The organism is Periweissella ghanensis (genome assembly GCF_918814755.1).
GTDB lineage: Bacteria > Bacillota > Bacilli > Lactobacillales > Lactobacillaceae > Periweissella > Periweissella ghanensis.
The window spans coordinates 1-14,988 of record NZ_CAKKNT010000037.1; the positions used below are offsets into that span (position 1 = coordinate 1).

11 protein-coding genes are annotated in these 14,988 nt (G+C 40.3%); 8 read left to right on the top strand and 3 right to left on the bottom strand.

The genetic code is table 11. The annotated features are described in order from the left end of the window. Positions 1-264: 264 nt before the first annotated feature. The 7 genes from LQZ76_RS09235 to LQZ76_RS09265 all read left to right on the top strand — a co-directional run bounded on the left by LQZ76_RS09235 (position 265) and on the right by LQZ76_RS09265 (position 10,359). A complete protein-coding gene (locus LQZ76_RS09235) occupies positions 265-1,254 on the top strand; it encodes an ABC transporter ATP-binding protein (RefSeq protein ID WP_168721747.1) in 990 nt (329 codons plus the stop codon). 23 nt (positions 1,255-1,277) lie between these two features. After that, on the top strand, positions 1,278-2,237 hold the full coding sequence (locus LQZ76_RS09240) for an ABC transporter ATP-binding protein (protein WP_230099434.1): 960 nt from the start codon (positions 1,278-1,280) through the stop codon (positions 2,235-2,237). Position 2,238: 1 nt separating this feature from the next. Next, complete coding sequence (gene opp4B, locus LQZ76_RS09245) at positions 2,239-3,198, top strand: oligopeptide ABC transporter permease (protein WP_230099435.1); 960 nt, start codon at positions 2,239-2,241, stop codon at positions 3,196-3,198. Positions 3,199-3,213: 15 nt separating this feature from the next. Beyond that, positions 3,214-4,158, top strand: a complete 945-nt coding sequence (locus LQZ76_RS09250; protein ID WP_230099436.1) for an ABC transporter permease — start codon at positions 3,214-3,216, stop codon at positions 4,156-4,158. 244 nt (positions 4,159-4,402) lie between these two features. Next, complete coding sequence (locus LQZ76_RS09255) at positions 4,403-6,196, top strand: oligopeptide ABC transporter substrate-binding protein (RefSeq protein ID WP_230099437.1); 1,794 nt, start codon at positions 4,403-4,405, stop codon at positions 6,194-6,196. A 301-nt stretch (positions 6,197-6,497) separates the two neighbouring features. Next, positions 6,498-8,297 carry an oligopeptide ABC transporter substrate-binding protein gene (locus LQZ76_RS09260; protein ID WP_230099438.1) on the top strand — a complete coding sequence of 600 codons (1,800 nt, stop codon included), beginning with the start codon at positions 6,498-6,500 and terminating at the stop codon, positions 8,295-8,297. Positions 8,298-8,472: 175 nt separating this feature from the next. Beyond that, entirely contained in the window at positions 8,473-10,359 is a 1,887-nt protein-coding gene (locus LQZ76_RS09265) for a M13 family metallopeptidase (RefSeq protein ID WP_230099439.1), read from the top strand. A 303-nt stretch (positions 10,360-10,662) separates the two neighbouring features. On the opposite strand, the gene LQZ76_RS09270 is transcribed toward LQZ76_RS09265, so the two are convergent. The 3 genes from LQZ76_RS09270 to LQZ76_RS09280 are packed head-to-tail and all read right to left on the bottom strand — an operon-like array spanning position 10,663 to position 13,754. Beyond that, positions 10,663-11,505, bottom strand: coding sequence for an SAM-dependent methyltransferase (locus LQZ76_RS09270; protein ID WP_230099440.1), 843 nt, complete (start codon positions 11,503-11,505; stop codon positions 10,663-10,665). Positions 11,506-11,524: 19 nt separating this feature from the next. Further along, positions 11,525-11,932 carry a helix-turn-helix domain-containing protein gene (locus tag LQZ76_RS09275; protein WP_230099441.1) on the bottom strand — a complete coding sequence of 136 codons (408 nt, stop codon included), beginning with the start codon at positions 11,930-11,932 and terminating at the stop codon, positions 11,525-11,527. 16 nt (positions 11,933-11,948) lie between these two features. Further along, complete coding sequence (locus tag LQZ76_RS09280) at positions 11,949-13,754, bottom strand: M3 family oligoendopeptidase (RefSeq protein WP_230099442.1); 1,806 nt, start codon at positions 13,752-13,754, stop codon at positions 11,949-11,951. A gap of 167 nt (positions 13,755-13,921) precedes the next feature. On the opposite strand from LQZ76_RS09280, the gene LQZ76_RS09285 reads away from it, so the two are divergent. Beyond that, positions 13,922-14,863 (top strand): alpha/beta hydrolase, encoded by a 942-nt coding sequence (locus LQZ76_RS09285; RefSeq protein ID WP_230099443.1) that lies wholly within the window; start codon positions 13,922-13,924, stop codon positions 14,861-14,863. Positions 14,864-14,988: the final 125 nt, after the last annotated feature.

Consider the following 14,988-nt stretch of genomic DNA (forward strand, 5'->3'; position numbering starts at 1 on the left):
CTTTGGTTTTCGTCGACTTAATTTTAGCACTAGGACATACGGTGTCCTATTTTTTTTGCAAAAAAAGATGTCGATGATTTTACTCATCAACATCAAATAGTGTAGAACCTTAAAAAGCTTGTAAATAGGCGTTTTGAGGTGTTTTTGGTGTTTTTTAAACTTTAAAATTAAAAAAATGCTTTTATTATGAGAAAATTTTTAGTAAACTTGAGATATTATATTTCTAATAAAATTCTAATTGAAACGAAGTGTGAGTGATTGAATATGAAGGAAGAAACATTATTATCAATCAACGGTGTTTCAGTGGCTTTCAAAATTAATGGTGAATTTTACACAGCCATTGATGATGTCAGCCTTGAACTTCACCGTGATGAAGTCTTAGCCATTGTTGGTGAATCAGGTTCAGGTAAGTCTACGTTAGCCACCACCGTAATTGGATTGCACAATATGAATGCAACTCAAGTTACTGGTGAAATTAACTTCCAAGGCAAAGAAATTTTGGAATTGTCAGAAGATGAATTTAACGATATTCGTGGTGATGAAATGGGAATGATTTTCCAAGACCCATTGGCCGCCTTAAACCCTTTGATTCGCATTGGCGATCAAATTAAAGAAAGCTTAGATGTTCACTCAGATATGACTGAAGATCAAAAGCAAGCCCGCGTGCATGAATTGCTTGACCAAGTTGGGATTCCACATCCTGAACGGGTCGCTAAGCAATTCCCCCACCAATTATCAGGTGGGATGCGCCAACGGATTATTATCGCCATTGCGATTGCTAACAAACCACAATTAATTATTGCCGATGAACCAACAACTGCCTTGGATGTTACGATTCAAGCGCAAATCTTGGATTTATTAAAAGATATTCAACGTGAAAACCATGCCGGAATTATCTTGATTACCCACGATTTAGGGGTGGTTGCCGAAGTGGCTGACACAGTTGCCGTTATGTATGCCGGTGAAATTGTTGAACAAGCACCAGTTGAAACTTTGTTTAACAATCCAAAACACCCATACACCCGTTCATTATTACGGGCGATGCCAACCATTGATTCTGAAAGTGATGAATTATATGTTGTTGAAGGGGCAGTTCCTTCTATTAAAGATATGGATCGTAATTCTGACTTGTTTGCGCCACGGATTCCTTGGACCAAGCCAGATGTTGGCCACCCAGTCTTGAAAGAAATTGCTCCCAACCACTATGTACGTGGTGAAAGTTGGCGTGAATTTAAATTTAAAGATGAGCTCTAGGTAGTGAGTAGGAGACGTGCAATATGACAGTATTAATGGAAATTAAAGATTTAAAGGTTCACTACCCGATTCGATCAGGTTTCTGGAACCGCATTACTGATTATGTTTACGCAGCTGATGGGATTTCATTTACCATTGAAGCTGGTAAGACATATGGATTAGTTGGTGAATCAGGTTCAGGTAAATCAACAATTGGTAAAGCCATTGTTGGTCTTGAAAAGATCACTGGTGGTGAAATTATTTATAACGGTGAAGATGTAAGTAAGCCAAGTGTACGTAATAAGATGAAATACAACAAAGACGTGCAAATGATTTTCCAAGATTCACTTTCATCACTTAACCCTAAGAAGACCATTTACCAAATTATTGCGGAACCCATCCGTAACTTTGACAAAATGGATAAGGAAAGTGAAAAGCAACGCGTAATTGAATTGTTGGATATCGTTGGTTTATCAAAAAACGCGATGTACCAATATCCCCACCAATTCTCAGGTGGCCAACGGCAACGGATTGGGATTGCCCGAGCGATTGCAACGAATCCTAAATTGATCATTGCCGATGAACCAGTTTCAGCGCTTGACTTGTCAATTCAAGCCCAAGTGTTGAACTTTATGAAACGGATTCAAAAAGAATTAGGAATTTCATTCTTGTTCATCTCCCATGACCTTGGGGTTGTGCGGCACATGACCGAAAATATTGCGATTATGCACTTAGGTCGTTTCGTTGAATTGGGAACCCGTGAAGATATTTACAACAACCCGCAACACATTTACACGAAACGGTTGCTTTCAGCGATTCCTCAAATTGACATTGCTAATCGTGAAGCTAATAAAGCTAAACGGGCACAAGTTGAAGCGGAATATCAAGAAAAACGGTCACACTTCTATGATGAAGATGGCTTAGCATACCCAATGCACCAAATTTCAGATACCCACTGGGTTTCAACCCCTCCAACACAAATTTCAGAAGGGACAGGTAAGTAATATGTGGAAAACAATTATTCGCCGAGTATTGATTATGATTCCGCAAATCGTAATTCTTTCAGTCTTGGTGTTCATCTTAGCCAAATTAATGCCTGGAGACCCATTCTCTGGAACCATCGGACCTAACACCGATCCCAAGCAAATCGAAGCTTTGAAGCGGGCAGCTGGCTTGTTTGATCCTTGGTATGTCCAATACTGGCACTGGATTGTTAACTTGTTCCATGGTAATTTAGGCCAAAGTTACACTTTGAAGCAACCAGTTACAACTGTGCTTGGTAACCGGATTGGTAACACCGTTTGGTTGTCATTGCTTTCATTAATTGTTTCTTATGCCGTGGCCATTCCATTGGGGATGACATCTGGTCGTCACGATGGTTCACGTCGTGACCGTGGAATCGCAATTTTCAACTACTTCACCTTTGGATTACCAACATTCGTTGTATTCTTACTTGGTTTATACTTCTTTGGTTACCAATTAAACTGGTTCCCAACTTCAGGAACGGTTAGCATCAACGCATCTGGTTTCTTTGCCGAAGCTAGTTCACGCCTTTACCACATGCTCTTGCCAGGTGCTTTAGCAGGGATTCTTGGAACAACATCAACAATTCAATACTTACGTTCAGAAATTATTGATGCCAAGTCACAAGATTACGTTCGCACAGCCCGTTCAAAAGGGGTGCCAACAAGTAAAGTTTACTCACGGCACATCTTCCGGAACTCATTATTACCAATTGCGGCCTTTGCCGGATTCCAAATTACTGGTTTAATTGGTGGTTCTGTGGTTATCGAACAAGTCTTCTCATACCCAGGGATGGGACAATTATTTATCACAGCCATTACATCGCGTGACTACTCAGTCGTAACGGCAATCGTCTTATTTACTGGTATTTTAGCGCTACTTGGATCATTACTTTCAGATATTATCTTGAGCTTGGTTGATCCACGGATTCGCATTGAATAGAAAGGAGGAGTAAATATGTCAGAACAAAATGAAACACAAGTCCAACCATCAGCACAACCCAATGTGCCGGAAATTAAAGACGGTGCGGTGATCGTCGAAGCTCCTTCTACGTGGCGCACCATCAAACGGGAATTTTTGAAAGATAAAGTCGCTTTAGTGTCCGCTATTATTTTAGCAGTACTTTTCTTAACGGTTATTATCTGGTCATTCTTTATTCCTAAAACTGCTGTTACCAACGTTAATATTATTGATCAATACTTAGCACCAGGGACCCAAGGGCATATCTTAGGGACCGATGAACAAGGTCGTGATCAATTGCTTATGTTAGTTGCATCAGCTAAAAATTCACTATTGATTGCCTTTATGATTACCGTGATTGGGCAAGTTGTCGGAATTATTGTCGGTTTAATTACTGGTTACTTCCGTGGCATTGTCGATACTGCCATCATGCGGATTATTGATTTCTGGATTGTTTTACCATTTATCATGATTATCATCGTGTTAGTGTCAATTGTGCCTAAGTACAATGAATGGACCTTGATTTGGATTATTGGGCTCTTTGCTTGGCAAGGAACGACCCGTTTGATTCGGTCAAAGGTGTTATCAGAATCTGATCGTGACTACGTTCGGGCATCAAAAACATCTGGATCAAGTAACTTTATGATCATGTTCCGTGAAATTTTACCAAACTTGGCATCAATTATTATTGTTGATTCAACTTTGACTTTCGCTGGTAACATTGGGATTGAAACGACCCTTTCTTTCTTAGGTTTTGGATTGCCAAACGGAACTCCATCACTTGGGACAATGGTTTCGGCCGCAACTGATCCAACCGTACTTGCAACCAAAGCCTATGTTTGGTTACCACCAGTAATCTTTATTATCGTGATCTGTGTTGGTATCTCATTCGTTGGTCAAGTATTCCGTCGGGCCGCTGATGCGCGTCAACGTTTAGGTTAAAATTACAATTTGCTAATTTTAAAAAATAATAATTAGAAAAAAGCGTTTATTCTTAATTAAAAATAGGAATAGACGCCTTTTTTTAACTTAAACCAGGTTAAAATGAGTTTAATATTAAAATAAAATTAAAAAAGCATTGCAACTTTGAAATCGAAGTGATAATATAATCGACATAGAAGAAATCGCTTAGAAGGGTGATTTCAAATCTGTTAGTAATTATGATGAAAGTATGGGGTTTTAGTTTATGAAGAAATCTACTAAATATATTACAGGTCTTGCAGCGGCAGCGGCATTGTTCTCAGTTGTTCTTGCTGGATGTGGTAATAAGAGTGCACAAAATGGTACACAATCAGCTTCATTAGGTGCTTTGAAGCTTGCTTACAACAACAAGGACAAAGCGATCAAAGATGGTACTTTGAACATTGCGATGGTCCAAGATACACCTTTCCAAGGGGTCTTTGAATCAGAACTTTCTAACGATTTAACTGATTCATATCTTCAAGCACCAACTGGTACTGGTTTGTTTAACACCACTAACTCATTTAAGATTATTGATGGTGGGGCTGCCAACCTTAAGCTTGATAAAGCATCTAAGACAGCAACAATCACTCTTCGTAAAGGCCTTACATGGTCAGATGGTAAGCCTGTAACTGCTAAGGATTTGGAATTCCCATATGAAGTTACTGCTAACCCAGCCTACCAATCACAACGTTACACTGATTCATTGGCTAACATTAAAGGTTTAGCTGATTACCACAATGGTAAAGCTAAAACCATTTCTGGAATCACTTACCCAGATGGTGAAAACGGTAACTCAATTAAAATCCAATTTGATCACATGACGCCAGGTATGTGGCAATCAGGTTCTGGTTACTACATCGAATCAATCGAACCATACCACTACTTGAAAGATGTTAAGCCAGCTGACTTAGCCGCTTCTAAGCAAGTTCGTCAAGCACCGCTTGCCTTTGGTCCATACAAGGTTTCTAAAATTGTTGCTGGTCAATCAGTAACGTATGTACCAAACCCATTCTGGAAGGGACCTACACCAAAACTTAAGCAAATTACTTCAACGGTTGTTTCTACAGCAACTGCTGCTGAAGCTTTGAAGTCTAAGAAGTATGATGTGGCCTTCCAAATGCCATCAACTGCTTACCCAACTGTTAAGGGCTTGAAAGACTATGTTCAAACTGGTGATCAATCACTTTCATTCTCATACATTGCCTTTAACTTAGGTCACTACGATACTAAGAAGTCAGAAAATGTCCAAGACCGTAAGACACCATTACAAGATAAAGCGCTTCGTCAAGCAATTGGTTACGCGATGAACGTTGACCAAGTTAACAAGAAGTTTAACAACGGTCTTGCAACACGTGCTAACTCAACGATTGTTCCTGTCTTCAAGGAAGCAAACGATCCTTCAGTTAAGGGTTACCCATTGGATATCAAGAAAGCTAACAGCATTCTTGATAAAGCTGGTTATAAGTGGGATTCAAAACACGAATACCGTAAGACACCAGAAGGTAAGAGCTTTAAGTTAGTTTACTTGGCTCGTTCAGGTAACTCAAATGCCGAAGCCGTTGCCCAAAACTACATCCAACAATGGAAACAAATTGGGGTTGATGTGGTCCTTTACCACGACCGTTTGACTGACTTCAATAGCTGGGGTCAAATCATGACCGGTGGTAACAATAACGATTGGGACTTCACTGGTGGTGCATGGTCAGTTTCTTCTGACCCTTCACAAATGGACCTTTACTCAAAGGGCGCACCATACAACTTCGGTCACTTTACTACACCTAAGTTAACTAAGTTGCTTGATGCAATTGATGCCCCAGCCGCTATCGATCCTAAGGTTCGTCAAAAAGCCTTCTACGCATACCAACAATACATGCAAGATCAAGCAGCTGTTATTCCAACATCATTCTCACTTGACTGGTTCCCAGTTAACTCACGTGTTGTTGGATGGTCAAATGCCAACGATACTGGTTTGAACTACTGGGCTAACATTGGTGTTTCAGCCGATTCAACTAAGTAATTATTAATCTTTAAAACAAGCATTGCGTAAGCGGTGCTTGTTTTTTTATTTGCAATTATTACTAATGGTTATATAAAATTAATGTTAATTAAATCTTTAGAATTTTTATAATTATATGATATGCCTATATGAAGGTGTTTGTAGATGTTTTATGAGAATAAAAATCGATTAAGTGATAATAAGATTAAAATATGATTGCAAAATATTGTTAGGATGCTAATATATTGAACATAGCTAAAGGGATACCGAAAGTTAAATAAAAATCACACAGTACATGTGATGAAAGTATGGGGATAAATGGATGAAAAAAACAACAAAGTATTTTACCGGTTTGGCAGCCGCAACGGCATTGTTTTCAGTAGTATTGGCTGGTTGTGGTAACAAGAGTGCTACCAGTACACCGTCCGCTTCAGTTGGAAATTTGAAGTTGGCCTATGACAATAAGGACAAAGCAATCAAAGATGGTACGTTGAACATTGCGATGGTTCAAGATACACCATTCCAAGGAATCTTTGCGCCAGTCTTGCAACAAGATCAAGTTGACCAATTCTTGACCGAACCGATGTCAGGGGTATATGGCACGATGTTTAAGACCACTTCACAATTTAAAATTATTGATGGTGGGCAAGCTAACATTAAGCTAAACAAGGCTGATAAAACCGCGGTGATTACATTACATAAAGGTTTGAAGTGGTCTGATGGTAAGCCCGTCACGGCCAAAGATTTGGAATTCTCATACGAGTTGATTGCTAACAATGCTTACCAATCACAACTATATACGGATTCATTAGCTGATATTGTCGGTTTAGCTGCTTTCCACGATGGTAAGGCGAAGACAATCTCAGGTATTACATATCCGAATGGTGAAGATGGGGACTCAATTCAAATTAAATTCAATCATATGACACCTGGGATGTGGAACTCAGGTTCAGGGTACTACCTTGAATCAGCGGAACCATACCACTATTTGAAAGATATTAAACCTGGTGATTTGGCCGGTTCAAAACAAATTCGTCAAGCACCACTTTCATATGGCCCCTACAAGGTTTCTAACGTGGTTGCTGGGCAATCAGTATCATATGTACCCAACCCATACTGGTATGGTCCAAAACCAAAGCTTAAGAAGATTGTGACAACGGTGGTATCAACATCAACGATTGCGGCGGCTTTAAAAGATAAAAAATATGACATTGCTTACCAAATGCCATCTGTGGCGTACCCAACGGTTAAGAAGCTTAATAACTACGTGCAAACTGGTGACCAATCATTGTCATTTACTTACGTAACTTACAACTTGGGTCACTATGATTCAAGTAAGTCAACTAACGTGCAAGACCGTAAGACACCGCTTCAAAATGTCGCCCTTCGTCAAGCGATGGGTTACGCAATGAACGTCGATCAAGTTAACCAAAAATTTAACTACGGTCTTGCAACCCGGGCTAACACAGTGATTGTTAAGCCGTTTAAGGACGCTCATGATTCATCAGTTAAAGGGTTCCCATTGGACATCAAGAAGGCGAATAGCTTACTCGATAAAGCTGGCTTTAAGTGGGATTCAAAACATGAATACCGTTTGAACACGAATGGTAAACCATTCAAGTTGATCTTTATGGCCCGTTCAGGAAACTCAAATGCTGAAGCCGTTGCCCAAAACTACATCCAACAATGGAAACAAATTGGAGTCGATGTGGCTCTTTACCACGACCGGTTGACTGATTTCAACACGTGGGCCCAAACGGTAACTAACGGGACAAGCAATGATTGGGATATCACCCTTGGTGGTTGGGCCGATGCTACGGATCCATCATTGATTTCACTCTTTGGTAAATCAACGCAAGATAACTTTGGTCACTTTGTTAGTCCAGAATTTACTAGCATCTTGAATAAGATTGATTCAACTGAAGCGATTGACCCAGCAGTTCGTCAAAAGGCCTTCTACGACATGCAAACATACATGCAAAAACAAGCTTTTGTTATCCCCGTATCATACACGCTTGACTGGTACCCAATTAACAAACGTGTGACGGGGTGGTCAAATGATAACGCCAACAACAACACGCGTTGGCTCAATGTTGGGGTTACTGCCGATGCAACGAAATAATTACTAGCTTAATATTACAGACTGTGCCAAACTATTAATAAGTAGTTAGAGAATACTCATTTATTCTTCACAGACCGTTTAAAACCGGATTATCTGCTAACAGGTAATCCGGTTTTATTTTAAGGATTGGGTACTAACTACACAATTTCAATTATGGAAAAGAGGATATCTTTATATGGTTAAGATTCAAGACGATTTGTACAAACACGTGAACGCGGATTGGCTAGCTAATACAGAAATTCCAGCTGATCGTCCTCGCATTGGGGCGTTTGACGAAATTGACATTAAAATTGAACAGCAAGAATTAGCTGATTTTGCGGCAATGCGCAAAGATAATTCCGCAACCGGCATGTTGGGTGAATTTATTAAGTATTATCGGTTAACGAGTGATTGGGCGACCCGAAATGCTCAAGGGGCCGAACCAGCGAAGGTGATTTTAGAAAAATATGAAAAGCTCAACTCATTAGCTGATTTACAAGCGCACCTTGTTGAATTAAAACTAGCCGGTTTACCAACGGCAATTTTACCAGTGTATGTTGATCAAGATATGAAAGATACCTCGCGTAATATTTTACAAGCTGATGCGATGGGTACTTTACTACCAGATACAACGTATTATGAAGAAGGAGGCGATAGTGCCGAACTCTTCCAATTATTGGAAAACAGCTACGTGCCATTACTTGAAAAATATGGATATGCTACCGAAGAAGCTCATCGGATTGTTCAACAAGCCATTGAGTTTGATAAATTAGTCGCCCAATATGTGCTTTCAAATGAAGCTAAAAGTGATTACTGGAAACTTTACAATCCGCAAGACTTTGTTGAATTTACGCAACAAGCGCGTCACATTGATATCGCGAAGCTGGTGCCCGAATTAATTGATGCGACCCCAACGATGATTAATGTCACCGATGTTCGCTTCTGGCAAAATTATGACAAAATTGTCAATGAAGATAATTTTGCAGGTATCAAAGCGATGTTAATTTTAGGGGTAGTTTCAGATTTAGCAAGTTATTTAAGTGATGACATTCGGATTGCCAATGGGGTATTTAGTCGCGCTTTGAGTGGTACTGCTGAAGCACGCTCAGCCGAAAAAGCGGCCTTTAATTTAGCCCACGCGGCCTTTAGTCCAGTGGTTGGAGATTACTATGGCCGCAAGTATTTTGGTGAAGCTGCTAAAGCTGATGTCCTTGATATGGTTAAAAAGATGATTGGGGTGTATCAAGAACGCCTTGAAAGTAATACCTGGTTAGGGGAAGAAACCAAGCAAAAAGCCATCTTGAAATTATCAACGATTGGCTTAAATGTCGGTTATCCGGATGTAATTCCAGCCCGCTACACCTTATTTGTAGTTGATGAACAAGCGGGCTTATTGGCTAACGCACTACGTTTCCGTGCTATTCAAGTAGCGCACAGCTTTTCACAATTTAAATTATCACCGGATAAAACGGAATGGGAAATGCCGGCTGATATGGTTAATGCTTATTACCACCCATTCCACAATATCATTGTGTTCCCAGCAGCGATTTTACAAGCGCCATTCTATAGTTTGGAACAAAGTAAATCAGCGAACTATGGTGGGATTGGGGCGGTGATTGCCCATGAAATTTCCCACGCCTTTGATACGAACGGGGCGCGTTTTGATGAAAAGGGTAATTTGAATTCTTGGTGGACCGATGCTGACTTTAAGGCCTTTGAAGAACGGACCGATGCGATGGTCAAAGAATTTGATGGCCTTGATAGTGCCGGAGCCACGGTTAATGGTAAGTTAGTCGTCTCTGAAAACGTCGCTGATGTTGGCGGGATGAGTGTCGCCCTTGAAGCGGCTAAGAGTGAAGATGAAGTTAGTTTAACTGATTTCTTTACTAACTGGGCTACGGTTTGGCGCATGAATGCTTCCAAAGAATATATGAAGTTACTTTCAAAAGTTGATGTCCATGCGCCGGCACGCTTACGGGCCAATGTGCAAGTGACAAACTTTGCAGACTTCTTTACGACTTTTGATGTGACACCAACGGATAAGATGTGGCGGGCACCGGAAGATCGGGTCCAAATCTGGTAGAGTGCGACAAGTGCCGTTAGAAGGTGGTAGCTAACACTAAGTTGCAAATAATGCGGGTTTAGCATTAGCGCAACTTGGGTTAGCTGAACCTTCTGGAACTTGGAGCGCGTTTAAAAAAAGAGCGTGAACCCCAGCGGAAATTACAGCGAACGACTAGCACAGTGCATCCGGTTTGGAAAACAGGTGCAAACTGTGTGTATCGTTCAAGTGATTGCTTGGATGAGTGCGTTTAAGCAACGCCATAGCATAAACTAAAAAACAGGCTGAAGATGAAATCTTCAGCCTGTTTTAGTGTGCTAATGGTTATTTGACCAAATAAACTTGTTCATTAATCAAATCAAAAGACTGATAATGAGCGTTTAATTCAGGTACTAAGGTTAAATCAGCATTTTGCCAGAAAAGGGCGGAATCAGTCGCCCCATCTTTTTCACCAATTATTAAGAACTTAACTTGCGGATATGCAGACCGTAAAGTTTGCAGTACTTGCCAATCAATATCAATGCCATCTGGTGACCAAGACATAATGACATATGCTACTTGGTTACCGTATTTTGCAATCGCGGCTAACGCATCGAGGGATTCGATAGCGGTAACGGTGTGGTTACCGGTCGCATTTTCAGTAAGCCAACTTGTATCATCAGTCGTATAGATAACTTGCTCGGCGTTGCGCGCCCGTAAACCAGCTGAGATGTAACCATTACCGGCCATGATTTCTAAAACGGGCGCACCTGCTAAATAGGTACTCAAGTCTTGTAAGAAAACGGCATTGGTATACGCCCACATCCCATATTGGCTTGATAAATAATCCCGAAAATCACGTAAGTCATGATCCAAATCAGCCAGCGGGTTAATTAATTGCTCCCAGAGCGTATCCCCCCGCGGATCTTTAGGGGCGTACTGTTGATTAACATATTCAAAAATAACATCTTGAATATTGTCTGGTAGCAATAATGTAGGTAACGGTTGTGGTTCAAGGCCATTTTGCAAACGATGATCAGCATTTAAAATGTGATTAAGCAATAATTTAATTGGCAAAATCGAGTCATATAATTTGTGATAACCAACAATACGTTCAAGGTAACTCGGCGCCATGGTAGTTGTTGGTTTAAATTGTTTTTTTAATTTTTTAAGCTTCTTGGGCTGCATATTAGTATCCTAAAATTTATTAAAAGTCTAAATCAAGTGCTTCTTGGTGATCAATCGGCACATTATTTTGGCGACTAGATTTACCATGCAAATAACCATCGATCAATTGAAAAATTTCATATCGATCTTGGTTATCAAGTGGTTCTTTATTAAAGGATAACAAACTCTCAGATAAAAACAACATCGCTAAATCAATTTCAGTGGGTTGTGAATGCCCAACTAAGTAGTCAAGCGACACGTTGAAATAATTGGCAATTTTTTTAACTTCGATATACGAAGGGGTCCGGACACCACGTTCCCAATTCCCAATTTGGGAAGCCGTATTGGGCTTTTCATCGGTACCGAGCTGGTCATTTAGAGCTTCAGCGAGTGTTTCGAGGGTGATATGGCGGCCCCGTCGAAGTGCACGTAAGCGTTCTGGGAACATCCAATCAACCTCCTAATTATACAAATTGTTCTGTGAGCGCTAAGAATTCAGTAATATCTTTAGCAACTAAGTCCGCACCAGCTTGCCAGAAATCAGGCTGGGTTAAATCAACTCCCAAGTGCTTTTGCGCCAATTCTTCGGTTGACATATTAGCCGTATCACGTAATAACGCAATGTATTGATCTTCAAAGTTATCAGTTGTTTGTGCTTTGGCGTAGATGCCTAAGCTAAAGAGGTAACCAAAGGTGTATGGGAAGTTATAGAATGGTACGCTATCGATGTAGAAGTGGAGCTTACTTGCCCAGAAGTGGGGGTGGTACGTATCAAGACTGTTAGCGAAGGCTTCATGTTGGGCTTCATCCATCAAAGTATTTAATTCATCAGGTGTAAGTACTTTTTCTTGGCGTAACTTGTAGAATTTAGTTTCAAACAAGTAGCGGGCGTGGATATTCATAAACATGGCCACTGGATTGTTTAACTTAGCATCAAGTAAAGTTACTTTTTCAGCATCGTTAGTGGCAGCTTTAACTTTAGCATCGTTAACTACTAATTCAGCAAATGTTGATGCGGTTTCAGCGACGTTCATCGCATAGTTACCACGCCAGAATGGTAAATCAGTCAAGACGGAACTGTGGAAGGCGTGGCCAAGTTCGTGCGCAATCGTGGCGGCATCATTTTGGGAACCCGTAAAGGTTAAGAAAATCCGTGATTCACCGAGTTCAGGAACACTTTCCATGTAACCACCCGGTTGTTTACCCGGCCGGTTTTCTGATTCAATCCAACGTTTTTCAAAAGCCGTTTTAGCTAAAGCGGCCATTTTAGGTGAGAATTGTGCAAAGTTAGCCATAATAAATTCTGCTGCGTCATCATATGAAAGGTCTTCACTAGTGAATTCACCAACATGAACTGGTGCATAAATATCTTGGAACCCAAGCGTTTGTTTACCCATTAATTGCGCTTTACGGGCAAAGTATTTGGTTAACATTTCCTTGTTATCACTAACAACTTGCCACATCGTATCTAACGTGGCTTGACTCATGCGGTTTAATTCAAGCGGCTTTTTCAAAAAGTCCGTTACGCCATGCGCTTTGTAGTCGGTTAAACGGAAACCAGCTAAGTGGTTGAGCGTATCCGCAACTAAACCATCAGCTTGGCCCCACATATTTTCGTAACCCGCTAATAAGTTAGCCCGCACTTGGGGATCAGGATAACCTTCGAGGTGGTTAAGGGCTTGACCGGCGGAAATTGTGGTCGTTTCACCCTTTTCATCAGTAAAAGGCATTGTCAAACCAGCGGCAATCGTGTCATAGTGACTACTCCATGCATTAATCCCATCAAGGCCTAATTGGGTAAGAAGTTCTTCAGTTGTATCATCTAGCAATTCGTTAGCTTCTTGGCGCATTTCGTTTAATGAAAAGTCAATTGCTTGTAAGGCGGGGACAGCTAAGACCCGTGTCCAAGTTGCATCGTCAATGGTTGCCAATAATTTTTTAAATTGTGAACGGGGTTTAGCATAACTTGCCCCCAAAGCGTCAATTTCACTAGCTTTAGCACTGAGACTAGTATTCGTGAAGTCATCTGACATTAAGGCCGTGATGAACACCCCGACTTGTAGTAACCCAGCTTCAACGGTTTGGGCTTGATTGGTTAACGAAACAAAGTTGTTAAAATCAGCATCATCAGCCGTGACGTCATAATTGGCGACAGCGGCCGCAAAAGTTTTAATTTGGTCTTTAAGTAATTCTAATTTTTGAGCAAGTTCAGGTGAGTTAACACCACCAGGGAAAATACTGTCTAAATCCCAGTTTTGTGAGTAAGTCATGTGTAGTCCTCCATTGATTAATTAGAATTATTATAACATTTTAATGAAGATAAATAACATAAAATTACTAGAATGCATACTAATATTAATGTATAATACTTTGAATATTGTTAACATGGTAAACTATTTGAAATAGAAATTAAAAATTGAAGGAAGTTCAACACACAATGAGTAAATCAAAGAAAATCATTATCGGAGTAGCTGGTATTGTGGCGGTTCTAGCCATTGCACTATTAGGTAGTGGTATGTACTTTTTCCACGTGGCCGAAGTCCGGGCACCTAAGACGTTTATTAAAGCGAATAAATTTAAGAAAAATGATCCAATTTTTAAATACGATGCGGCTTTCCGTAAGCAAAATATTCAAACATGGCACCAAACAACGCCAGGTGGTTTGAAATTAGATGCATGGTATGTGGCGAATCCAATAAAAACCAATAAAACCGTCGTAATTGCCCATGGTTTTGCTGGTGATAAAAGCCAAATGGCGATGTACGGCCAAATGTTTTTAAACTTAGGTTATAATGTTTTATTACCAGATGATCGGGCAGCTGGTAAATCAGAAGGTAACTTAATTGGCTTTGGTTGGACAGACCGTAAAGATTATGTCCGTTGGATTAACCAAATTGTCCAAAAAAATCCCCAAGCAGAAATTGCGATGTTTGGGGTTTCAATGGGTGGGGCAACCACAATGATGACGGCTGGTGAAAAATTACCAGGTAACGTTAAAGTATTTATTGAAGATTGTGGTTATGATACCGTTAAAAATGAAATCACGTATGAAGCACAAGCCCGTTACGGTATTCCAGCCATTCCACGGTTCCCATTAGTTGATATCGTGTCAGGAATTTCTAAGATTCGAGCAGGCTATTCATATGGTGAAGCTAGTTCTATTAAGCAATTACACAAAAACCATTTACCAATGATGTTTATTCACGGTGGTGCGGATAAATTCGTACCAACGGCAATGGTTTATAAAAATTATGCCGCCACCCAAGGTCCCAAAGAATTATGGGTCTTGCCTGGCGTAGCCCATGCAATGTCATTCCAAAATAATCCGGTTATGTATGCAAGTAAAGTCCAAAGTTTCTTGGATCGTTACTTTCACTAGACCAACAACTAGCTTAAAAAAGGGGTTGTGACATAACTACCTCTTAAATAAAAATTCCAGATGGAAATGAGTATCATTTCCATCTGGAATTTTTTTATTTTGAAAAAAGTGAATAAATTAGCGAG

Coding starts and splice junctions, on each gene's coding strand:
- LQZ76_RS09235 (WP_168721747.1), top strand. CDS start 265: ATGAAGGAAGAAACATTATTATCAATCAACGGTGTTTCAGTGGCTTTC.
- LQZ76_RS09240 (WP_230099434.1), top strand. CDS start 1,278: ATGACAGTATTAATGGAAATTAAAGATTTAAAGGTTCACTACCCGATT.
- opp4B (WP_230099435.1), top strand. CDS start 2,239: ATGTGGAAAACAATTATTCGCCGAGTATTGATTATGATTCCGCAAATC.
- LQZ76_RS09250 (WP_230099436.1), top strand. CDS start 3,214: ATGTCAGAACAAAATGAAACACAAGTCCAACCATCAGCACAACCCAAT.
- LQZ76_RS09255 (WP_230099437.1), top strand. CDS start 4,403: ATGAAGAAATCTACTAAATATATTACAGGTCTTGCAGCGGCAGCGGCA.
- LQZ76_RS09260 (WP_230099438.1), top strand. CDS start 6,498: ATGAAAAAAACAACAAAGTATTTTACCGGTTTGGCAGCCGCAACGGCA.
- LQZ76_RS09265 (WP_230099439.1), top strand. CDS start 8,473: ATGGTTAAGATTCAAGACGATTTGTACAAACACGTGAACGCGGATTGG.
- LQZ76_RS09270 (WP_230099440.1), bottom strand. CDS start 11,505: ATGCAGCCCAAGAAGCTTAAAAAATTAAAAAAACAATTTAAACCAACA.
- LQZ76_RS09275 (WP_230099441.1), bottom strand. CDS start 11,932: ATGTTCCCAGAACGCTTACGTGCACTTCGACGGGGCCGCCATATCACC.
- LQZ76_RS09280 (WP_230099442.1), bottom strand. CDS start 13,754: ATGACTTACTCACAAAACTGGGATTTAGACAGTATTTTCCCTGGTGGT.
- LQZ76_RS09285 (WP_230099443.1), top strand. CDS start 13,922: ATGAGTAAATCAAAGAAAATCATTATCGGAGTAGCTGGTATTGTGGCG.